This window comes from Dysgonomonas mossii DSM 22836, assembly GCF_000213575.1.
GTDB lineage: Bacteria > Bacteroidota > Bacteroidia > Bacteroidales > Dysgonomonadaceae > Dysgonomonas > Dysgonomonas mossii.
Map to the genome: position 1 here is coordinate 733,698 of NZ_GL892004.1, position 21,917 is coordinate 755,614.

General features: G+C 37.9%; 19 protein-coding genes and 1 pseudogene. 10 read left to right on the forward strand and 10 right to left on the reverse strand.

Features of this window, described 5'->3' with window-relative positions; genetic code table 11:
- From HMPREF9456_RS03180 to rnr, 9 genes are all read right to left on the reverse strand, one after another.
- A complete protein-coding gene (locus HMPREF9456_RS03180; protein ID WP_006842013.1) occupies nt 1-876 on the reverse strand; it encodes a carbon-nitrogen hydrolase in 876 nt (291 codons plus the stop codon).
- A 6-nt stretch (nt 877-882) separates the two neighbouring features.
- Nucleotides 883-1,107 carry a hypothetical protein gene (locus HMPREF9456_RS03185; RefSeq protein ID WP_006842014.1) on the reverse strand — a complete coding sequence of 75 codons (225 nt, stop codon included), beginning with the start codon at nt 1,105-1,107 and terminating at the stop codon, nt 883-885.
- A gap of 13 nt (nt 1,108-1,120) precedes the next feature.
- On the reverse strand, nt 1,121-2,155 hold the full coding sequence (locus tag HMPREF9456_RS03190) for an agmatine deiminase family protein (protein WP_006842015.1): 1,035 nt from the start codon (nt 2,153-2,155) through the stop codon (nt 1,121-1,123).
- 49 nt (nt 2,156-2,204) lie between these two features.
- The gene (gene pgeF / locus HMPREF9456_RS03195) at nt 2,205-3,014 is read right to left on the reverse strand and encodes a peptidoglycan editing factor PgeF (RefSeq protein ID WP_006842016.1); all 810 of its coding nucleotides are present in this window, start codon (nt 3,012-3,014) and stop codon (nt 2,205-2,207) included.
- A gap of 56 nt (nt 3,015-3,070) precedes the next feature.
- Nucleotides 3,071-4,249, reverse strand: a complete 1,179-nt coding sequence (gene obgE / locus HMPREF9456_RS03200; RefSeq protein WP_006842017.1) for a GTPase ObgE — start codon at nt 4,247-4,249, stop codon at nt 3,071-3,073.
- 85 nt (nt 4,250-4,334) lie between these two features.
- The gene (locus HMPREF9456_RS03205; RefSeq protein WP_006842018.1) at nt 4,335-4,907 is read right to left on the reverse strand and encodes an adenylate kinase; all 573 of its coding nucleotides are present in this window, start codon (nt 4,905-4,907) and stop codon (nt 4,335-4,337) included.
- 67 nt (nt 4,908-4,974) lie between these two features.
- Complete coding sequence (hpt, locus tag HMPREF9456_RS03210; RefSeq protein ID WP_006842019.1) at nt 4,975-5,514, reverse strand: hypoxanthine phosphoribosyltransferase; 540 nt, start codon at nt 5,512-5,514, stop codon at nt 4,975-4,977.
- A 169-nt stretch (nt 5,515-5,683) separates the two neighbouring features.
- Entirely contained in the window at nt 5,684-6,376 is a 693-nt protein-coding gene (locus HMPREF9456_RS03215; protein ID WP_006842020.1) for an AIM24 family protein, read from the reverse strand.
- A 237-nt stretch (nt 6,377-6,613) separates the two neighbouring features.
- Nucleotides 6,614-8,770, reverse strand: a complete 2,157-nt coding sequence (gene rnr / locus HMPREF9456_RS03220; RefSeq protein ID WP_006842021.1) for a ribonuclease R — start codon at nt 8,768-8,770, stop codon at nt 6,614-6,616.
- A 185-nt stretch (nt 8,771-8,955) separates the two neighbouring features.
- Here rnr and tsaB point away from each other — a divergent pair, with 185 nt between their 5' ends.
- From tsaB to HMPREF9456_RS03245, 5 genes are all read left to right on the forward strand, one after another.
- Nucleotides 8,956-9,657, forward strand: coding sequence for a tRNA (adenosine(37)-N6)-threonylcarbamoyltransferase complex dimerization subunit type 1 TsaB (gene tsaB / locus HMPREF9456_RS03225; protein ID WP_006842022.1), 702 nt, complete (start codon nt 8,956-8,958; stop codon nt 9,655-9,657).
- 131 nt (nt 9,658-9,788) lie between these two features.
- On the forward strand, nt 9,789-10,214 hold the full coding sequence (locus tag HMPREF9456_RS03230) for a hypothetical protein (RefSeq protein WP_006842023.1): 426 nt from the start codon (nt 9,789-9,791) through the stop codon (nt 10,212-10,214).
- A gap of 150 nt (nt 10,215-10,364) precedes the next feature.
- Nucleotides 10,365-10,727: a BlaI/MecI/CopY family transcriptional regulator gene (locus tag HMPREF9456_RS03235; protein ID WP_006842024.1), complete on the forward strand. Its 363-nt coding sequence runs from the start codon at nt 10,365-10,367 to the stop codon at nt 10,725-10,727.
- A 179-nt stretch (nt 10,728-10,906) separates the two neighbouring features.
- Complete coding sequence (locus tag HMPREF9456_RS03240; RefSeq protein WP_245530982.1) at nt 10,907-12,481, forward strand: M56 family metallopeptidase; 1,575 nt, start codon at nt 10,907-10,909, stop codon at nt 12,479-12,481.
- A gap of 82 nt (nt 12,482-12,563) precedes the next feature.
- Complete coding sequence (locus HMPREF9456_RS03245; protein ID WP_006842026.1) at nt 12,564-13,862, forward strand: tetratricopeptide repeat protein; 1,299 nt, start codon at nt 12,564-12,566, stop codon at nt 13,860-13,862.
- Here HMPREF9456_RS03245 and recG read toward each other — a convergent pair.
- On the reverse strand, nt 13,859-15,955 hold the full coding sequence (gene recG, locus HMPREF9456_RS03250; RefSeq protein ID WP_006842027.1) for an ATP-dependent DNA helicase RecG: 2,097 nt from the start codon (nt 15,953-15,955) through the stop codon (nt 13,859-13,861). The genes HMPREF9456_RS03245 and recG overlap by 4 nt on opposite strands.
- A 445-nt stretch (nt 15,956-16,400) precedes the next feature.
- Between recG and HMPREF9456_RS03255 the strand changes: the two genes are divergently transcribed.
- From HMPREF9456_RS03255 to HMPREF9456_RS03275, 5 genes and pseudogenes are all read left to right on the forward strand, one after another.
- Nucleotides 16,401-17,225: an ROK family protein gene (locus HMPREF9456_RS03255; RefSeq protein WP_006842028.1), complete on the forward strand. Its 825-nt coding sequence runs from the start codon at nt 16,401-16,403 to the stop codon at nt 17,223-17,225.
- Between the two features lie 47 nt (nt 17,226-17,272).
- Nucleotides 17,273-19,255, forward strand: a complete 1,983-nt coding sequence (locus tag HMPREF9456_RS03260) for a glucosamine-6-phosphate deaminase (RefSeq protein ID WP_006842029.1) — start codon at nt 17,273-17,275, stop codon at nt 19,253-19,255.
- An 88-nt stretch (nt 19,256-19,343) separates the two neighbouring features.
- Nucleotides 19,344-20,153, forward strand: coding sequence for a glucosamine-6-phosphate deaminase (gene nagB, locus HMPREF9456_RS03265; protein ID WP_006842030.1), 810 nt, complete (start codon nt 19,344-19,346; stop codon nt 20,151-20,153).
- Between the two features lie 200 nt (nt 20,154-20,353).
- Nucleotides 20,354-21,096: pseudogene (locus tag HMPREF9456_RS17660) on the forward strand (IclR family transcriptional regulator).
- Nucleotides 21,097-21,100: 4 nt separating this feature from the next.
- Nucleotides 21,101-21,748, forward strand: a complete 648-nt coding sequence (locus tag HMPREF9456_RS03275) for a DUF1349 domain-containing protein (protein ID WP_006842033.1) — start codon at nt 21,101-21,103, stop codon at nt 21,746-21,748.
- Nucleotides 21,749-21,917: the final 169 nt, after the last annotated feature.

Sequence of the window (21,917 nt, forward strand, 5' to 3'; positions counted from 1 at the left end):
TTAATCGATAAAACGCTTTGTTATATCTCCGAAAGCGTCTATACGTCTGTCTCGGAAAAATGGCCACCAACGTCGTACCTGCTCAGAGCGCTTCATGTCTATTTCTACTATTTGTACTTCTTCTCTTTCGCTGGATGCCTGCCATAAAATTTCGCCTTGAGGGCCTGCAACGAAGCTGTTTCCCCAGAAAGTGATTCCATTCGTTTGTCCCGATGGGTCGGGTTCGTATCCTGTGCGGTTCACAGATACAACGTGCAGTCCGTTAGCTACAGCATGTCCTCGCTGAGAGATCACCCAAGCTCCAAGTTGGCGGCTTTTCTCGTCGTCAGTATCGGTCGATTCCCAGCCTATAGCTGTAGGGTAAATAAGAATGTCTGCCCCAGCCATTGCCATCAGGCGTGCAGCTTCGGGGTACCACTGATCCCAACAAACCAAAACTCCTAGTTTACCCAATGATGTATCGATGGGCTTAAAGCCAAGGTCTCCGGGAGTGAAATAAAATTTTTCGTAATAAGCCGGATCGTCAGGGATGTGCATCTTGCGGTATTTGCCTGCAATAGTCCCGTCTTTTTCTATTACTACAGCTGTATTGTGATACAGTCCGGGAGCACGACGTTCGAATAGGGAAAGTACAATGACAACTCCTAACTCTTTAGCCAAAGACCCGAAGTCGTCGGTAGACGGTCCGGGTATTGTCTCGGCCAGATCAAAAATATTTGTATCCTCTACTTGACAGAAATAAAGCGAATTGTGCAGCTCTTGCAAAACAATAAGTTGTGCATCTTCGTTTGCTGCCTTACGAATTTTATCTTTTAGTCCTGCTATATTTTTCTGTATATCAGGAGTATTTGCCTGTTGTATGATTCCTATTTTCATAATCCTCTAATCTGGTAATTTAATTGTATTGGGAGACATTTGTATATGTTTCTCAAACTCATCTATCCTTAACTGAATGTCATCCAGAAACTCTTGCGTGCATCCGCCTTTTTTAGCATCTAGATAATATTGTTTAAGTAAAGGTAGAAATAATATGTCGTTTCCCGAAAATACCATCGCCGGAACATCATTTTTTATACACCTTAATAATAATGCTTTTTGATCTTTCATAAACGCTTGGGTATTATACAAAATTATCGGGATATTGCATCGTTATGCAGTGCAACGAGCCATGTTGACGTATCAGCGCAGAACAATCTATTCCTATGATTTCTCTTGTAGGAAAAGCAATCTCTAATTTTTCTTTAGCCTCTATATCTCTTTCCAAATCGTTGTAGAATGGAAGTAGTACAACGTCGTTCATTATAAGGAAATTGGCATAGGTAGCCGGAAGCCTTTCATTGTCTTCGTCGTATACGGCTTTTGCCATAGGCAGCGGGATTAGCTTATATGGATTCCCCTGATAATCGGTGAAGGTTTTTAATTGTTCCTCCATCTTGGCTAATGCCTCATAATGTTCGTCGTTTTTATCTTCACATTTTACATATACAATTGTATGCTCGTCACAATAACGAGCCAATGTATCTATATGGCTGTCAGTGTCATCTCCACTTAGGTAACCATGGTCTAACCATAATATCTTATTTAGTCCGAAGGCTTCTTTTAGATACTTTTCTATTTCTTCTTTCGACATGAATGAATTTCTGTTCGCAGAAAGTAAGCATTCGGATGTAGTCAAAAGTGTGCCTTTTCCGTCCGATTCTAACGCTCCTCCTTCGAGGGCAAAATCTTTCTTGTTGAGTAGCTCCACATCACTTTTAAATATACCGTTTTTGAACAAGCCTCTGCTTATTTGATTGTCGTAGTTTGATGCAAACTTTAGTCCCCACCCATTGAACGTGAAATCATACACCTGTTTTTTTCCATTGTTGATAACAGATATCCCGCTGTGATCACGTGCCCAAGTATCATTGGTTGGCAATTCTACCAATGTGAGGTTTGAGAATAAGGCTTTGTGCTCTTTCAACTCATATTTTACGGTTTCTGCATTGTGACACACAACAATTAATTTTTGCCTTTTCAGTATTTCTACTGCTATATTCACATAGCATGCAGTAACTTCTTCGAGCATATAATCCCAATCGGTGTCGGGATGAGGCCACGTTAATTGGATTGCACTTTGCGGATACCACTCGGATGGAAAAAATATATGATTCATTATCAACGGTCTTTTTATTGTTTGTTTGCTACACAAAAGTACAAAATTATTACTTCAATACACCTCCTGTTAACATCCGTCCCGAATTGATTGTTTGTCTTCGGGCAGAGAAGAAAAGTTCGGGATGAGAATAAGTGCATAAGTTCGCAATCTCTATATTATTCTTGTCGATGCCGGCTTCAATTAATAGTAACTTATTTGCCAATTCAAGATCTATGTGCATTTTTCCGCTCTCAGTATTGCGGTATGCTATATCAGTGATGGTAAATCCTGTCTGAATAAAAGCTTCTACGACTTCATCTCCTACTTCGAAGTGTTTCTGCGATATGCAAGGGGCTATTCCTGCCACTAAGTCTTGAGGCTTACAGCCGAATTGCTCTGTCATCTTTTCTATTGTTTTCTCTGCAATTCGGGCTACAGTACCTTTCCATCCTGCATGTATTGCAGCAAGCACATGTTGTACAGGATCAAATATAAGAATGGGCACACAATCGGCAGTCGTAACTCCTATGCAAATATCTTTCTGATTGGTGATTAAAGCATCAATGCCATTCAGATGTTTTGCTTTTTCAAAGTCACTTCTCTGTAAGAAATCCTTATCTATAATTGCTACTTTATCTTTATGAGTCTGATAAGGGATGTATAAATCTTCTATGGATACATTTATTTCATCAGCAAGACGCTCCTGATTTTCACTGACACAATCTGTATCATCTCCCGAATAGGGACTAAGATTTAGAGAAGCGTATGCTCCTGTGCTAATTCCCCCTTGAGTGGTGGTTGCGAAAACTGATACGCTCTCTGTAGGAAAAGAGGGAAATGTAAGTAGATTCAGCCTATTGCTTCGAATTGTATCCATGTTCCTTATTTTAAGAAATGCCCTTGATCTCTGTTGATAAAGGGCATTTGCTTTTCTTATTTATTTTCTTCTTCAGTATCTTCTCCGTAATAAAAATCCGGATCGAAATCCTCATCCTCTTCCTCATCCCAGTCTTCTTCTTCATAGTCATCTTCCGGGATAGATTCGTCATCATCATCGAATTCCACAACTTTTATGTCGAGGTTTCGATGGGTGATGCTTTCAAACGATTTTTTGTATTCGCCGTCTGCATTTAGTTCACGCCATAGCATATCTTTTAGGCCTGTAATATTATACCCTGTAATGGATGAAATAAATATATGCGGTATTTCGGGTAGATCAGCTTCCAAAGCTTCCATTAGTTCATCGTCGAGCATATCAGCTTTCGAGATCGCTAATATTCTTCGCTTATCTAACAATTCGGGATTGTACTGAGCCAATTCATTCAATAAAACTCTGTATTCTTGATGGATATCGTCAGCATCGGCAGGTACCATAAACAATAAAAGCGAGTTGCGCTCAATATGTCGTAGGAAACGCAATCCGAGTCCTTTCCCTTCGCTTGCACCTTCTATAATACCCGGTATGTCAGCCATTACAAATGATTTGTAATCACGATAACTCACGATACCGATTTTAGGTTCAAGGGTAGTAAACGGATAATTTGCTATTTTGGGTTTTGCTGCACTAACTACCGATAGAAGTGTTGATTTTCCTGCATTCGGAAATCCTACGAGCCCTACATCGGCAAGAACTTTTAGTTCCAGTATGACCCTGCGCTCTTGAAATGGTTCGCCGGGCTGTGCATAGCGGGGAGCCTGATTTGTTGAGGTTTTGAAGTGGTTGTTTCCTTTTCCCCCTCTTCCTCCTTTCAATAGAACAACTTCTTTTCCGTCTTCAGTAACGTCGCAAAGATATTCTCCTGTTTCGGCATCATAGGCTACTGTTCCGCAAGGAACATCTATGATTTTAGAATCACCACTTTTACCTGTACTCAATCTGCCCGATCCACTTTCTCCATGTCCTGCAAGGACATGTCGCTGGTATTTCAGATGGAGCAATGTCCACATGTTTCGGTTGGCTCGGAGAATAATATCACCTCCGTCACCTCCGTCACCTCCGTCAGGGCCACCTTTCGGTATATACTTTTCCCTGCGGAAATGGGTTGAACCTCTACCACCTTTACCCGACCGGCAGTATATCTTGACGTAATCTATGAAATTTGATTCTGCCATATTTTTATTTATTCTATTTAGATAACAAAGGAAGTTATAATACCGTTCACGGTTTATAACTTCCCTGTATATATAAATAATTCAATTATTTAACTTTGTCCACGGCTTCGGCTATAAGATCAAATATCTGATCTATGGTGCCAACACCTTTTATTGTGGCCAATTTCCCCGAATTCATATAATGATCTTTCAGTGGGGAAGTTTGATTTTTATATACATCAAGGCGGGATTTTATAGTCTCCAGATTATCATCTGAGCGTCCCGATTGTTGTCCGCGTTTAATAAGTCTGTCTATCAGTTCCGGCTCTTCTACATCGAGATTGATAACGATAGAAATTTCTTCTCCGCGTTCTTTTAATATTTTTTCAAGAGCCTCGCCTTGAGCGATTGTTCTTGGAAAACCATCGAATATAACGCCTGCTTTATCTTTCTTGCTATCCAAAACATTTGCCAGCATCCCGATAACTACATCATCCGGTACAAGCTGACCTTTAGAGATATATTCTTCGGCCAATTTGCCAAGTTCAGTTCCATTTTTTATCTCTGCACGTAGCACATCTCCTGTCGAAATGTGAGCGAGATTATATCTTGTGATGAGATTTTCACTTTGAGTTCCTTTTCCTGAGCCCGGAGCTCCAAAAATTATAATATTCAGCATACTGTTAGAATTACGAGTTACAAGTTACGGGTTGCAAACAGCAAGGCGTAAATCGTAAATATTATTGTTAAGAGTTTTTTATTTTGTATATGTCAGCAAGATTGCGGCCATAACCATCATAATCGAGTCCGTATCCAACGATAAAGTCGCTAGGGATTTCTAATGCCACATAGTCTAGCTGTACTTTATGCTTTAGGGCATCGGGTTTAAGAAGGAGTGTAGTTACAAGTATTTCTTTCGGGCTATCGCATGCCAACTGTTCGAGCATCAAAGACATCGTATAGCCTGTGTCTACTATATCTTCAACAATAACTATTGTACGGTCGGTAATATCTTCTTCAAGTCCGTATATTTCTTTCAATTTACCTGACGATGACGTACCTTGATAAGATGACATTTTCACGAAAGATACTTCGCTTGGAACAGTGACACGCTTCATCAGTTCCGAAGCGTACATAAAAGAACCGTTGAGAACACAGATAAATAAAGGATCCTTACCTGCTAAATCTTTGTTCAGTTTTTCTGCGATATCATCTATTGCTTTTTCAATTACCTCCTGTGTCAGAAATAGTTCGAATTCTTTATCTTTGATTTTTACTGTCTTCATAGAAGCTCTTCTCCTTAAATATTTTATTAAAGTGCAAAAGTAGTACATTTAGCTTAAAAATACATAATGAATTATGTTTTTTAATAAATAGAAATGAATAATTAGGGAGAAAATTAAAAAAGGTATTCTCAATGAATACCTTTTTTTATATATAAAGAACTTTTACTGATTATTGAGGCGCGCCGTACACTTCTTCACATGGTTGTACTATTACCCAACCTTCGCCTTCAAACATCATCTGGAAGCTTTCGCCGCTACCACGTCCGATGAATGTTTTGAGGGATATATCTGTTTTTATAGTTGGAGTCAGATTGCCCGACCATGCAACAGTAGCGTTAGGGTCAGTAAATATTGGTTGTCCCGGTTTCACCAACAGTGTCATTGGTTTACCGTGAGTAGTAATAGCCACATGTCCTGTCCCCGCCAGACGTACTTGAAATAGTCCGCCACCCATAATGCCGGCAATACTTTTCATCATCTTTACATCTGACTGTATAGAATTTTCATGAGCAAGGATGTCATTCCCATTTACATTGATAGCTTCGTTTTCAAGATATAAGATTCTTACTCTTTTCTCGAAATCGGCAGCATATACACGTCCGGTTCCGGAAGTTCTCATCATGGTGGTTCCTTCTCCCGACATTGTTTTCTTTAGTAAATTTCCGATACCTTTACTCAACATGCCTTCCCTTTCAAACTTTATGTTTCCTGTATAGGCTACCATTGCTCCTTTTTTTAACATCACCGTTTGGTTGTTGATGTTAAGCTCAAGCATATGAGTGCTTTCCAGTTGGAAGAAGTCGTTTTTTGATTCATCTTGTGCAGTTTCTTCGATGAAAGATCTAATAGAATATTTGTTCATACACGTAAAGTTGTTGATGATGATTAATAAAAATTGACTATAATTCAGCAAAAGTAATAAAAAATAAGGTGTAAATAAAAAAGATCAGCTTTTATAGCCTGATTCAGGTAATCTCTGATATATTTGAACAGAGTGAAACATTTCTTCTCATTGAGATTATTTGTTTCACTCTGTATATCGTAAAAACTGTAGTGTGTCTAAACAGTTCTTCTTTATATTTGGTTGCAGAACCTCATTTTATTCTTCAACCAGTGCAAAATCGAGTTGTTTTCGTTCCAGATTGGCACGGGCAACTTTAATTTTCAGAGGGTCGCCAAGGCTGTAAGTGCGTTTTTTGCGACGACCTCGTAAGCAATAATTCTTTTCATCAAATTCGTAGAAGTCATCATCCAAATCTCGTATCGGGATCATACCCTCACATTTGTTTTCATTGATTTCCGCATAAACACCCCATTCTGTTATGCCGGAAATGACAGCGTCGAAAACCTGTCCGAGTTTATCAGACATATATTCTACTTGTTTGTACTTGATAGATGCTCTTTCTGCATTCGCGGCTAGCTGTTCCATTTCAGAACTATGTTCACATTTGCCTTCGTATAGATGTTTGTTTACACTGCGTCCTCCATCCAGGTATCTGGTGAGTAGCCTGTGCACCATCATGTCGGGGTAGCGGCGTATGGGAGAGGTAAAATGTGTATAGTATTCGAATGCCAGTCCGTAGTGACCGATATTGACTGTAGAATATATTGCTTTTGCCATCGCACGGATAGCGATCGTAGAAATAAGATTCTCCTCTGGTTTTCCGCTCACTTCATCCAGCAGGTGATTGATAGCCTTCGATACATTTGTCTTTGTTCCATCTACTTTGATTTTGTAGCCAAAACGACGGATAAACTCGGAGAGATTTTTCATCTTTTCGGTATTTGGTATATCATGGATACGATAAACAAATGTTTTTGCATTTTTATTTTTTGGAACGTTTCCTACAAACTCAGCTACAGTTTTATTTGCCAAAAGCATAAACTCTTCTATCAGCTTATTCGAATCTTTTGCATACTTGAAGTAAACACTCAGCGGTTTTCCTTTCTCATCGATTTCGAATCTCACTTCGTGACGATCGAATGCGATAGCTCCGTCGTTGAAGCGTTTAGCTCTCAATTTCTTTGCTAAGTCGTTCAACTGTAGGATATCTTCTTTAAAGTCTCCTTCTGCTCCTTCTATTATATCTTGTGCTTCCTCGTACGTAAATCGTCTGTCCGAATGGATAACAGTGCGGGTGATTCTATGCTTTTTTATATTTGCTTCATCATCTAGTTCGAATATAACAGAGTAGCATAGTTTATCTTCGTGAGGACGTAGTGAGCACAAGTTGTTGCTCAGTCTTTCGGGGAGCATCGGGATGGTGCGGTCTACAAGATAGATCGATGTAGCTCTGCTTTCACCTTCCTTGTCTATTGTGTCTCCCTCTTGTACATAGTGGGTCACATCAGCTATGTGGACTCCTACCTCCCAACGTCCGTTTTTTAATTGTTTGATAGATAATGCATCGTCGAAGTCTTTTGCATCTCGCGGGTCGATGGTGAATGTCGTTGTATTGCGCATGTCTTCGCGTTTGGCTATTTCTTCGGCGGAGATGTCATCCGGTATTTTATTTGCTGCTGCTTCTACCTTTTCGGGATATTTGTATGGCAGCCCAAATTCGGCGAGGATAGCATTCATCTCGGTATTGTTTTCTCCTGCCTTTCCAAGTATATCTATAACTTTTCCTATCGGATTTTTAGCTTTCTGAGGCCACTCCACTATCTCTACCAATGCTTTGTCTCCGTCATTTCCTCCTTTGAGGTTTTCTTTCGGGATGAATATATCATTTGCAAGTATCTTGCTGTCCATTACCAAGAAAGCAAATTGCTTTTGCACATCGAGTGTGCCAACAAATGTTGTTTGTTTTCGTTCCAGTATTTCTAATACTTCTCCTTCCGGATCACGCCCTTTTCGTTTTGCCAACATTTGTATTTTCACACGGTCGCCATTCATTGCATGCGCCGAATTGCGCTCGGCAATAAATATATGTGTAGATTCACCTTCTCCATCGGGTACGAAAAAGTTTTTACCATTGCTTCTTCGTTCGAATATTCCTTCAACGAAAATTCCTCTATTGTTCGATTTATATTTTCCCTTTCCGGTTTCTATTATAAAATCATCTTCTTGGAGATCGTATAGTATATTGCTTATTAGTTGTTTCTCGGCCGGTTTTTTGAACCCTAATTTTTCGGCTACCTGTTTGATGCCAAATGATTCGGAAGCATTCTTGTTGAAAAAGTTTACAACGGAATTTGTAATGTCGCTCTTAGTCTTCCTTTTGTCTTTTTTATGAGGAGCTTTATTCTTACTCATATTTCTCTTATTAAATTATTTCTTAATATCTATAACAACCGTTTGTTGTTAATTTTTATCTGTATATCTGTTAAAACTACTCAAATGTACAAAAAAGTATGGATATTAGATATTAGATAAAGTATGAATAAAATTTAATTATCAAGATTTTGTGTAATTTTACATCCTGTAAAAAAGAAAATGTAATGTCTTGTATTTTAAGTATAGAAACTTCTACAGAAGTATGCTCAGTAGCTGTCTCTAATCGAGGTGAAATAATATTTGAAAAAGAAAATATAGAAGGCCCTTCCCACGCTGTTCTCCTCGGAGAATATGTAAATGAAGCAATCCAATTTCTGAGATTGGAGAATATGTCATTAGATGCCGTTGCTGTTAGTTGCGGACCCGGTTCTTATACGGGACTTCGTATCGGAGTGTCTGAGGCAAAAGGTCTTTGCTATGGATTGAGTATTCCTCTGATTGCAATTAATACATTAGAATTAATGGCTTATGGGGTTGTAAAATCAAACATGATTGATCGGTCAATTCTTCTTTGTCCGATGATAGATGCTCGTAGAATGGAGGTTTATGATACCTTATTTGACTTTGACTTAAACTTGAAAAAAGAAATATCGGCTGATATTATAGACGAAAATTCTTTTGCTGACATTCTGAATGAAAATAAGATAGCCTTTTTCGGCAATGGCGCAGACAAATGTAAAAACGTCTTGTCGCATGCGAATGCTCAATTTATAGATAACGTATATCCGAAGGCCGCAAATATGGTGACATTAGCAGAAAAAGCCTATGAGGAAAAATCATTTGTAGACGTTGCTTATTTTGAGCCATTCTATCTCAAAGAATTTGTAGCTACTACACCTAAGAATAAGGTTTTGCCAGGGAAATAATCCTTTATATAAGTTGTTTTCTTATTTGTATGGTATCAGTTTTGTGATAACTATTCTTTTTTTGTGCTTACAAGCAACATTCTGAAGCTTTTTTGCATCATATATTATATAGTTAACCTACTTCTTAAAATATGAAAAAGCTTATATTATTTCTTTTTAGCGCATTGTCGCTTATTCTAGTGACTGCTTGTAGTGATGACTCGGATCTTGATTTTAATTATGAAATAGCAGATTGTGAGCAGGTTCAATTGTCTGCTGATATTTCTGGTGAGAATTGTATCTCTTCAGAACAAGCTCTTCAGGGAGAGCTAACGCAAGTGAAAGGTCAGATTATCCTGAAAAAAATTAAAAACGGGACTACTGTTTTGGATATTATTGTTGTAAAAGGTATTGATGGTAAAGAATATTCAAGTTGTAGTACAGAATTTAATAAGAATAATGTAGGTAAGATGATAATTTTCTCAGGATTAACGTATGGTACTAGTGCATCTGCTTTTTATTATTATATACCTAACGGAGGATTTTTAAAGGTAACTGAACTTTGGTTGAAAAAGTAATAAGTAGATTCAGCTTTTATTGATAAAGAAATACGAGGTTCTATCGTTTTCTCTCTTTATTTCATAAAAAAAACTTTCTAAATATTTGCATTATAAAAAATAACATCTATATTTACGAAAAAATAGTAAATCTACGTAGAATTTATAATAATGGAAAAGTTAACCCATCAGGAAGAAGCGGTAATGCTTCATATTTGGCAATTAAAAGAGTGTGTAGTAAAAGACATCCTAAATGAAATGGATGACCCCAAACCACCTTACACTACCGTTGCTTCTATTGTTCGCAATCTGGAGCAAAAGGAGTATTTGAATTCTAAGAAATATGGAAATGTGTGGGTTTATACTCCGAAAGTAGCCGAAGATGATTATAAGAAGGCTTTTATGTCGAATGTGGTGAAGAGTTATTTCGAAAACTCGTATAAAGAGTTGGTCTCGTTCTTTGTGAAAGAAGAAAAAATATCTCCTGAAGAGTTGCAAGAAATAGTGAAAATGATAGAAAAAGGAAAAGAATAAATCATTTAATTGTTAACGCCATGGAACACACAATTATACCTTATTTGATTAAAGCTTCTGTATCATTGGCTTTATTTTATGGCTTATATATGTTGTTGCTCAGAAAGGATACTTTTTTTCGACTGAGGAGGTTTTATTTTCTTTTTTCAATCGCTTTTTCATTACTATTTCCTTTTTTGATGATAGAAGTGACGACTAAGGAAGAAGTTCCTGTTCAGATACCGGCATATTGGCTTTCGCAAATAGAGGTATCGGCAATGCCCGCAGAACAGGTTTCGGTGATCGATTGGAAGCTGATTGCCTTATTTGCAATAGGAGCAGTATCTCTGATTTATGCGTTGCGATTTACAATGCAATTATTTTGTATACTAAAGTTAAGGATCGGTCATGATTCTGAAAAATTAGATACATGTTGTATTGTAAAAATAAAAGACAAGAAGGTTTCTCCATTCTCATTTTTCAGATGGATTTTTATCGGTTCTCAAATTGATGGAGAGGAAAAATTAAAAGAAATTATAGCTCATGAGGTAGTGCATGTCAGGCAACTGCACTCTGTAGATGTATTACTGGCTGAGATTTTGTGTATATTCTTTTGGTGGAATCCTTTTGTCTGGCTTCTGAAAAAGGAAATAAAAATAAATCTTGAATATTTGGCGGATGAGGGGGTGTTGAAAGAAGGGTTTAGCCCTAAAGAATACCAATATATATTACTGCAAGTATCAAACGTAAATACCGGTATACCAATTATAAACAATTTTAATGTTTCACAATTAAAAAAACGAATTACCATGATGAATAAAAATAGAACATCGCTAGGTAAAGCAACTAAATATTTATTGCTTGCACCGGTTGTTTTTGTTTTGCTATTAGGAAATGCTGTGCAGGCTTCGCCGGATATAGCCGATATGATAACGATACCTTTTGTTAATGACGGGCAACAAGTGCCTCAGAAAAAAGGGGATGTATATGTGACTGTAGACAAAATGCCTGAATTTCCGGGAGGACTGAATGCTCAGCAAAGATTTATTGGGGAGAATTTGAAGTATCCTGTTGAAGCTCAGGAAAAAGGGGTAGAAGGGCGTGTCATTGTGCGTTATGTTATAAGAAGTACAGGGGATATTACAGATATAGAGGTTATAAGAGGTGTTTATCCGTCTTTGGATGAAGAAGTAGTCCGTATAGTGAAGGCTATGCCTAAATGGATTCCCGGAAAGCAAAATGGAAAAGCTGTTGATGTGTACTATACATTACCTTTGATATTCAAAATATCAGGTAGTAAGAAGAATTTTTCGGAGGGAGAAAAAGATAAAGATGTTATGGTTGCTGTCGGATATGGAACTCCTAAAAAAGAAGGCATTACATTGAAAGAAATTACATTGAAAGAAGGTGGTGCTGAACCATCTCTAGATCATCCTTTTATTACCGTAGAGGATATGCCGGTGTTTCCCGGAGGGGAGGCGGCGATGCAGAAGTTTGTAGCAGATAATCTGAAATATCCCCAATCTGCACAAAAAGCAGGTATAGAGGGCCGTGTAACAGTTCGCTTCATCGTGGGTAAAACAGGTGAGATCTCAGATGTAAAAGTTATTAGAGGTATCGACCCCGAATGTGATGCAGAGGCAGTGAGAATGATACAATCTATGCCAAATTGGACGCCTGGCAAGCAGAATGGAATAGCTGTACCTGTCTATTTCACATTGCCGATTGTATATAGACTTAAAAAAGATACTGTAGTAAATACAACAAAGAAATAGCAGATTTTTTTCTCAAGATTATATAGAGGCTAGGTGATAGTATAGCCTACCTCTATTAATCTTGAATTGCAAAAGATAATCTATGAAAAAGACCTTGATACTCCTTTCTTTTTTAATTGTGCATTCTGTTTTATTTTCTCAAACTGTAGAAAATGATCTGGAAACTTACATTCAAAATTTTCAATACCAAAAAGCGTTGGAATATATCTCCGCTAAAGAACCTTCGACGTATCTACAGTTTCAGGAAGCGATGTGCCGTAAAGCTTTAGGTAATTATTTGAAATCGATCGATATTTTACAAAGACTATCTACGGATAACCCTGAAAATGTTCGGGTCAAATCTGAATTGGCGAATTGTTTTGCAATAACTGGGCGAAGGCAAGCAGGGATAGATTGCTATGATGACCTGATTCGTTTAGACTCAACGAATTTATATTATAAAATACAAAAGGCTGAACTGCTATTCCAACAGACGAAATACGAAAAAGCTTTGTGTTTGTTTAAAGAGATATACAGTCGCAATAATTCTCCCAACACTTTATCTCAGATCGCTCAATGTTTTGAGAAGATGAATCAAGCTGATAGTGCTATGGTGTACTTCAAAGTAGCATGGGATACGAATCCCTCTGATAGTTATTCTGCGGCAAGTCTTGTTAACCTATGTTTAAAGGCAGATCGTAGCCTAGAGGCTTTAGCTTACTCTACAGCATATCTTGAAAAAGATAGTACCGATCAGCAGATGAATTTGCTGAATGCGTTGACATATTATATGATGGATAACTATGAGGAAGCGATTTCCCGATTTAAGAAGTGTTACGAAGCCGGTGATTCCTCGCTTATTGTTAACCGTAGTCTTGGAATTTCTTACTATTCATTGAGGGAGAATTACGAAGCTGAGATTTTTTTAGACAAAGCATTTCGCCAGGATACTACAAATAATAATGTGCTCTATTGTCTGGCTGTAAGTTCGAACGAATTGGCAGATCATAAAAAGGCAATTCCCTTGTTTCGGAAATTGTTGGATAGGACAATTCCGTCTGATCTGACTTTATATCTTTATTATAAAGGATTGGCATCGGCTTATGATAAGGGCTCTCTTTTCGAAGATGCTGTAGAAGCATATAAAAAGGCATTGATATATGCCGGAACCAATCAGAAAATGACAATAAATTTTGCGATAGGTCAATTGTACGAAAATCAGATAAAAGATAGTTCGAACGCTCTTATATACTATCAGAATTATAGATACGATTTGAACGAATACCTAGAAGGTCTGATAAGAAAAAATGAAACGGATGAAAATGTTGACGATACGAAGAAGCGACTTAAATATTTAGATGAACATATCAAAGAATTAACAAAAGCGATGTCTGTCAATTAGCTGATCAAGCCCCAGTTGTACTTGTTACCACCTAGTTTGCGTAATTGTCTCTTTAGTAATAAGCTCTCAGGCTTTTCCATTTGCGGATCTTCATCCAGTACTTTCTGGGCGACTTCACGTGCATATTGCAGTATCTCCCCGTCTCGTACAAGATTTGCTATCCGCAGATTGAATGGGATGCCGCTTTGTTGAGTTCCTTCCAGATCGCCAGGCCCTCTTAGTTTTAGGTCGGCTTCGGCTATTTCAAAGCCGTCATTGCTTTCTACCATTATGTCGATACGCTTCCGTGTGTCGGCTGATAGCTCGTAAGGCGTCACCAGAATACAATATGATTGGTCTGCTCCACGACCAACACGCCCTCTCAATTGGTGCAGCTGTGATAGCCCGAAGCGTTGAGCCGATTCTATCACCATAACGGATGCGTTTGGTACGTTTACACCCACTTCAATAACGGTAGTGGCTACCATTATCTGAGCCTCATTGGTTACGAAGCGTTGCATTTCTGCATCTTTTTCTTTGGGTTTCATCTTGCCATGAACCTTGCAGACCGTATAATCGGGGAAGATTTCTTTTATATGCTCAAACCCCTCTTCGAGATTTTTAAGGTCGAGCTTCTCACTTTCTTCTATCAGTGGATACACTATATATACTTGCCTACCTTCTTGCAGTTGTCTGCGAATGGATTCGTACAAAGCCCCTCGTTTTTTATCATACTGATGAATTGTTTGTATCGGCTTGCGTCCCGGTGGAAGCTCGTCTATTACCGATACGTCCAGATCGCCATATACGGTCATTGCCAGCGTGCGGGGTATAGGGGTGGCAGTCATTACTAAGATATGTGGCGGGTTTACGTTTTTCGACCACAATTTGGCTCGTTGTGCTACGCCAAAGCGATGTTGCTCGTCAATAACCACTAAGCCTAAGTTTGAAAACTGTACGGTGTCTTCTATAAGGGCATGTGTGCCAATTAATATTTGAAGGTCTCCCGTCAAAAGAGCATTGTGTATGCGTTCCCTATCCGATTTTTTTGTTGAGCCGGTCAGTAATTCTACATTTACATCAAGCCCTGCTAATGCCTCTGTGATTGTTTGGTAATGTTGGGTTGCTAATATTTCCGTTGGAGCCATTAGGGCTGCTTGGAAGTTGTTATCCAATGCGATTAGCATAAGCATAAGCGCTACAAGCGTCTTTCCGCTACCAACATCTCCTTGCAGTAAGCGATTCATTTGTTCGCCAGTAGCCATATCCTGCCTGATCTCTTTTATGATTCGTTTTTGTGCATTGGTTAAAGGAAAGGGGAGGTTTTCATCATAAAATCTATTAAGGTAGTCGCCTACCTTAGAAAAAACGAATCCTTTTAACTTTGACTTTCTGTCGGCGGTATATCTTAGAATGTTTAGTTGAATATAGAATAACTCTTCAAACTTTAACCTGTATTGTGCTTCTCGTAACAATGCCGTACTCTCCGGGAAATGAATATTGCGCATAGCACTTTTTAATCCCATCAAGCGAGCTTCGTTGATGATGCTGTCCGGTAGCGTTTCGGGTAAGCTTCTTACGACTGAAGAAAATGCGGCCGCCATTATTTTCTGAATTGCTTTTGAGTTCAGATAATGGTTTTTCATTTTTTCTGTTGTGTTGTAATAAGGCATCAAGCCTGTAGGACGTTCTTCTTCGCTGATATATGGATCAATATCCGGGTGTGGAATATTAAATTTGTCTCCAAAAAGAGTAGGTTTTCCAAAAACAATATAGGGTAAGTTCACTTTATATTTATCCGTAATGAACTTTGCTCCTTGAAACCATACGAGATCAATAAATCCTGTGCCGTCAGTAAAATGTGCTACGAGCCTTTTTTTTCTGCCTTCACCGAATGTTTCAAAAGCTGTAATTCTTCCTCTAATTTGTATATATGGCATATTACCGTCTATTTCGTGTATAAAATAGATACGGCTGCGGTCTATATATTTGTAGGGGAAATAATATAGTAAATCTTCAACCGAAAATACATTTATTTCCTTGTTGAGTATTTCAGCCTTTTTGGGGCCTACACCTGCCAGGTATTTTATATCTGTTTGAAAAGAATCTGTCATCTTTCGGTTTAATGCCTAAATTCAAATAAAGTTACCTTTCTGTTGTTTTTGTTCTACGAAGATAATAAATAAAAATGTTTTGCTGTCAAGAGGAGGTTGTTATTGCCTGTTGGGAAAATAATGTTTAATGTGTCTCTTTTTATAAAAGAGGAATTTTTATTAAAAAAATTAAATTAAAAAGATTGAAGGTTAAAATTGGAGGGATTATTTGTTTGTTTTTAGTCTCATGTGCTGTCATATTTAAATAATAATGAAAGTAAATGTTAATTAACATTTACGCTAACGGATATTCTTAGAATGCTCTGTATATTTGTATTACCTGACGATTTATTATGAAAAATGAGTAGAATAAGGATGTCTGGCAGCTTTGGCGATGATCACATGAGTGAACATTAATTGTGTAATTGCATTATAATAATAACATAACAGGGGCGTGTAGTTTATTATGAGAATCGGAATAGATATAGGTGGATCAAAAATCCGTATGGGAGTAGTTGATGGCGGACAAATATATAAAAAAATAGAAGCCCCCACGAATGCTACAGAATCAGAAGATGCGATTCTGTCTAACTTGTGTGATATGATCCGCAAGGTAATGAACTCAAATATTAGAGGGATTGGCATCGGAGTACCATCTGTGGTTGATGCAGAGCAGGGAATTGTATATAATGCTGTGAATATACCTTCATGGAAAAGAGTCTACCTGAAAGATATTCTGGAAAAAGAATTCAGAATTCCTGTTTTTGTAAATAACGAATCTAACTGTTTTGCTTTCGGCGAGCGTTATTATGGCGAAGGTACAGCTTACCGGAATATTGTTTGTGTAACTCTCGGTACCGGGGTAGGAGCTGGAATTATTATCAATGACGTATTGTATAACGGAAATAATACCGGCGCCGGAGAAATAGGAAGTCTTCCTTATCTTGATGCCGATTATGAATATTATTGCAGTCGCAAATTCTTTGATCGTAATAATATTTCCGGTCGAGATGCTTTAAACATGGCTTTGGTTGGAGATACAAAAATGATTTTACTGTGGGAAGAATTTGGTAAGCATATCGGCAAACTTATAAATGCTATTTTGTTTACTTACGATCCGCAAGCTATAATACTAGGGGGAGGTCTCTCGGCAGGATACCAGTTATTTTCTGAGAAGATGTTTGATGTGATTGCTACCTTTCCTTATCCTGAGACAATAAAGAGAATGAAGATACTACTATCTCGTAAAGAAGATATATACCTACTTGGAGCAGCTGCTTTAGTTGTTTGACTTTTTATAATAAATATTTACAATAGAACCATTAATAAATTTTTAACATGAGATTGGATTTAAGTTCGCAAATCGTATTAGATCGGGTGTCACCACGATATTATCGTCCCGAAAATGAATTTGAGCTTTCTGCTTTAACTCGTTTCGAGAAAGTACCCACCCAAATATATGAATCTTCAGTAGAGGCTTCACTAAGCATCGCTAGAGATATTGCGCAAAAGATTAAAAACAAAACTATTGCCGGACAAAAATTTGTTTTGGCACTTCCCGGAGGACATTCACCTCAAACGATTTATCAAGAACTGATACGTTTACATAAAGAAGAAGGACTAAGCTTCAAAGATGTTGTGATATTCAATATCTATGAGTTTTATCCTCTTGCACCTCAGTCTAGTGGTAATCTGAAACTACTGAAAGAGTCTTTCTTGGATTATATAGATATTGATCTGAACAATGTATATTCTCCTGATGGACAAGTACGCAAAGAGGAAATTTTGAACTATTGTAAAGCCTACGAACAGACTATACAAAACGTTGGAGGAATTGATTATTTGTTGTTGGGTTTAGGTCGTGCCGGTAATATCGGAATTAACATTGCGGGATCGAGTATGAACTCAAATACTCGCTTAGTTCTGTTGGATCAGCAATCGAGAAAAGAAGCTATAAACACATTCGGTTCTTTAGAGCAGGTTCCGCCTAGTGCTGTTACTATGGGGATATCTACTATTATGAGGGCTCGTGAGATAGCTCTTATCGCTTGGGGAGAGGATAAGGCAAAAAGTATAAAAGATGTGGTAGAAGGCCCTGTTTCTGAGTCTGTTCCTGCTTCATGCTTGCAAGCTCATCCAAATACAACTGTGCATATCGACCTGAATGCGGCATTTAGTCTGACTCGTATAAACCAGCCTTGGTTGGTGACAAGCTGTGAGTGGACTAGCAAAATGATTCGCAGAGCTATTGTTTGGCTTTGTTTCAAAGTGAATAAGCCGATCTTGAAATTAACGAATAAAGATTATCAAGATAATAGCCTCGAAGAGTTATTGGCGCTATACGGTTCTGCTTACAATGTAAATATCAAGATATTTAACGATCTTCAACATACAATTACCGGTTGGCCGGGAGGTAAACCAAATGCTGATGATACCAATCGTCCTGAGCGAGCAACTCCGTATCCAAAAAAAGTAATCGTTTTTAGTCCGCATCCCGATGATGATGTAATCTCTATGGGAGGAACATTCAAACGTCTTGTTGATCAGAAGCACGATGTGCATGTGGCATACCAGACATCAGGTAATATTGCGGTAGGCGATGAAGAAGTAGTTCGCTATGTTTCTTTCTTAGAAGATGTGAGAAATAAATACGATGCCAATAATGATGTATTGAAGAAAAAGTATGCTGATGTTTTGCAGTTTTTATTGCAAGATAAAAAAGAAGGTGATGTTGATACAGCAGACATTCTTTTCATGAAAGGGCATATTCGCCGTCAGGAAGCTACAACAGCTTGTCGCTATGTAGGAGTGCAACCAGAAAACGTTACATTCTTAGATCTTCCATTTTATGAAACTGGGCGTGTGAAGAAAAATCCGATTTCAGAAGCAGATGTAGAAATCGTGAAAAACTATTTGGTAAGCGTACAACCTCATCAGATATTTGTTGCAGGTGATTTGGCTGACCCACATGGAACTCACAAAGTGTGTCTTGATGCGATACTTGCTGCTATTGATGAGCTAAAGGGTGCTGAGTGGTTGAAAGAATGCCGTATCTGGATGTATCGTGGTGCTTGGGCTGAGTGGGAAATTGACCATATTGAAATGGCTGTGCCTATCTCTCCCGAAGAACTCCGTAAAAAGAGAAATGCAATTCTGAAACATCAGTCGCAAATGGAGAGTGCTCCGTTCTTGGGCAACGATGAGCGTCTGTTCTGGCAACGTTCCGAAGACAGAAACCGTGCTACTGCTGAATTGTACCGACAATTAGGGCTGGCATCTTACGAAGCGATTGAAGCTTTTGTAGAATATCATCCTTTATAATATCATTACGAAGACAAACCTTTTAGTATATTGTACTAAAGGGTTTGCTTTGTTTTTTATAAACTAACATATTTAAGATTTAATAATCATGAGATTAATTATTCAACCAAATTACGATTTACTTTCGCAATGGGCGGCAAACTATGTAGTTTCTAAGATTAAAGCTGCAAATCCAACTGCTGAAAAACCTTTTGTGTTAGGATTGCCTACTGGTTCTTCGCCTATGGGTATGTATAAAGCGTTGATAAAGCATTATCAGGAAAAGAGAGTTTCCTTTCAGCATATTGTCACTTTCAACATGGATGAGTACGTCGGTTTGCCGAAAGATCATCCGCAGAGTTATCATACTTTTATGTGGAGCAATTTTTTCAGCCATATAGATATCAATCCCGAAAATGTAAACATGCTCAATGGCAATGCATCAGACCTTGAGGCAGAGTGTACTGCTTACGAAGCCAAAATGAAGGCTGTAGGTGGTGTTGATTTGTTCTTGGGTGGAATTGGTGCTGATGGTCATATTGCTTTCAATGAGCCGGGATCTTCTTTGTCTTCTCGTACTCGTATTAAAACGCTGACACAGGATACAATTATTGCGAACTCACGCTTTTTTGATAACGATGTCAACAAAGTGCCAAAAACATCAGTGACTGTTGGTGTAGGAACAATTCTTGATGCTAAAGAAGTGCTAATCATGGTGAATGGTCACAACAAAGCCCGTGCTTTGGCTCAGGTGGTAGAAGGTTCTATCAACCAGATGTGGACTATCACGGCTTTGCAATTACATCCTAAGGGAATTATTGTTTGCGACGAGATGGCAACTTATGAACTAAAAGTAGGAACATACAATTACTTTAAAGATATTGAAGCTGTAAACTTAAATCCGGATAGCCTCCTTTAATTTTACAGTATTAACGATATGTAAGCTGTGTACATTTTTGTATGCAGCTTTTTTTATTGAATTAGCTTTTGATATTTATTCAAAATTTATATATTTATCCTTATATATGTATTTGATTTATATATGTGTATTGTTTGTTGTTTTTGTGTATAAATATAGATTGAATGGAAAATAGGAATGTATCGATGATAACCAAGTCGATGGAGTTGCTTGAGCTTTTGTCGGAGCACCCTCAAGGACTGACTTTGCAAGAAATTGTTGGGCTTCTCGATTATCCAAAGTCCTCCATTTATAAAATAGCGACAAATCTTCTCGAAATCGGCTACATAGGGCGAGAACCCGGTAACTTTCGTTATTTCCTTTCCCGAAAGTTACTTCTGCTGGGACTTAAAGCTGTAAGTAGCTATGATATCATTGAGATGTCGGAGGAATATATGAAGCGTTTGCGTGATAGAGTCGGTGAATCTGTGATGATCGGAACACTCGTTGATTCTGAGGTAGTATTGCTGAAGCAAGTGCAGGGCAATCTCGACTTGTATTCATCTTGCAGCAGGGTATGCGCTTTAATCTTCATTCTACTGCACCGGGTAAAGTATTACTGGCTTTTATGTCGGGGAAGAAGCAAAAAGAAAAACTTTCGGAGATACGTTTTGAAGCTCTGAATGAATACACGATAACAGATAAAGAGCATTTGGAGAAAGAATTGAATAAGATAATTCAGGACGGATATGCAATAGACCTGAACGAGACCGTTGAAGGTGTGCATTGCATTGCAGCCCCCATATTTGACGAAAAAGGAAATGCAATAGCTTGTATTTGGACCTCGGGCCCCGCAGGACGCTTACCCAAAGAAAAAGTGAAAAATATAGGACTCCAGATCAGGGATACAGGATTGGAGATTTCTCGTAACATAGGATATAATCGTAAATTAAAAATAAGATAGAAAAATGAAAAAAATCGCAGTTAGTTTATTTGCTGTAGTATTAGCCCAATTTGCTTCAGCTCAGAGTTTAGAAAAAATGCAATGGTTCAATGAACCTGAAAAATGGGAAGTAAAAAATAAAACATTAAGTATGTTTGTAACTCCTCAGAGTGATTATTGGCGTATATCTCACTATGGGTTTACTGTCGACGATGCACCTTTTTACTACACTACATATGGAGGAGAGTTTGAGGTGAAAGTAAAAATTACGGGAGATTACAAAGCTCGTTTCGATCAAATGGGTTTGATGCTTCGTATAGATCACGAAAACTACATAAAGACAGGGATCGAATTTGTAGATGGAAAGTATAATCTAAGTACTGTTGTAACTCATAAGACGAGCGATTGGAGTGTTATTCAATTGGATAAAAAAATATCTTATGTATGGATCAAAGCTGTAAGACGTATTGATGCAGTTGAGATTTTTTATTCTTTCGATGATAAAACATATACTATGATGCGTAATGCTTATTTGCAAGATAATACTCCTGTAATGGTAGGATTGATGGCCGCAAGTCCTGATGGAAATGGATTTGAGGCTAAATTCGAAAACTTTAAGGTGACTCATTTACCTGATCAAAGGAGACTGAAATGGCTAGAAAATAATAAATAACCGTCAGTAAAAGTAGAATACACGATATGAGAGGCTATCCTTCAGGGATAGTCTCTTTTTTATATCCTATTCGTTATCAGTTATAAAGTTATTTGCTGACATTTTGTCACCATTAGTTTTTGGCAAGTAATTTGAACGATAGAATATAGATACGATAAATAACGAAATA

Coding starts and splice junctions, on each gene's coding strand:
- HMPREF9456_RS03180 (WP_006842013.1), bottom strand. CDS start 876: ATGAAAATAGGAATCATACAACAGGCAAATACTCCTGATATACAGAAA.
- HMPREF9456_RS03185 (WP_006842014.1), bottom strand. CDS start 1,107: ATGAAAGATCAAAAAGCATTATTATTAAGGTGTATAAAAAATGATGTT.
- HMPREF9456_RS03190 (WP_006842015.1), bottom strand. CDS start 2,155: ATGAATCATATATTTTTTCCATCCGAGTGGTATCCGCAAAGTGCAATC.
- pgeF (WP_006842016.1), bottom strand. CDS start 3,014: ATGGATACAATTCGAAGCAATAGGCTGAATCTACTTACATTTCCCTCT.
- obgE (WP_006842017.1), bottom strand. CDS start 4,249: ATGGCAGAATCAAATTTCATAGATTACGTCAAGATATACTGCCGGTCG.
- HMPREF9456_RS03205 (WP_006842018.1), bottom strand. CDS start 4,907: ATGCTGAATATTATAATTTTTGGAGCTCCGGGCTCAGGAAAAGGAACT.
- hpt (WP_006842019.1), bottom strand. CDS start 5,514: ATGAAGACAGTAAAAATCAAAGATAAAGAATTCGAACTATTTCTGACA.
- HMPREF9456_RS03215 (WP_006842020.1), bottom strand. CDS start 6,376: ATGAACAAATATTCTATTAGATCTTTCATCGAAGAAACTGCACAAGAT.
- rnr (WP_006842021.1), bottom strand. CDS start 8,770: ATGAGTAAGAATAAAGCTCCTCATAAAAAAGACAAAAGGAAGACTAAG.
- tsaB (WP_006842022.1), top strand. CDS start 8,956: ATGTCTTGTATTTTAAGTATAGAAACTTCTACAGAAGTATGCTCAGTA.
- HMPREF9456_RS03230 (WP_006842023.1), top strand. CDS start 9,789: ATGAAAAAGCTTATATTATTTCTTTTTAGCGCATTGTCGCTTATTCTA.
- HMPREF9456_RS03235 (WP_006842024.1), top strand. CDS start 10,365: ATGGAAAAGTTAACCCATCAGGAAGAAGCGGTAATGCTTCATATTTGG.
- HMPREF9456_RS03240 (WP_245530982.1), top strand. CDS start 10,907: ATGATAGAAGTGACGACTAAGGAAGAAGTTCCTGTTCAGATACCGGCA.
- HMPREF9456_RS03245 (WP_006842026.1), top strand. CDS start 12,564: ATGAAAAAGACCTTGATACTCCTTTCTTTTTTAATTGTGCATTCTGTT.
- recG (WP_006842027.1), bottom strand. CDS start 15,955: ATGACAGATTCTTTTCAAACAGATATAAAATACCTGGCAGGTGTAGGC.
- HMPREF9456_RS03255 (WP_006842028.1), top strand. CDS start 16,401: ATGAGAATCGGAATAGATATAGGTGGATCAAAAATCCGTATGGGAGTA.
- HMPREF9456_RS03260 (WP_006842029.1), top strand. CDS start 17,273: ATGAGATTGGATTTAAGTTCGCAAATCGTATTAGATCGGGTGTCACCA.
- nagB (WP_006842030.1), top strand. CDS start 19,344: ATGAGATTAATTATTCAACCAAATTACGATTTACTTTCGCAATGGGCG.
- HMPREF9456_RS03275 (WP_006842033.1), top strand. CDS start 21,101: ATGAAAAAAATCGCAGTTAGTTTATTTGCTGTAGTATTAGCCCAATTT.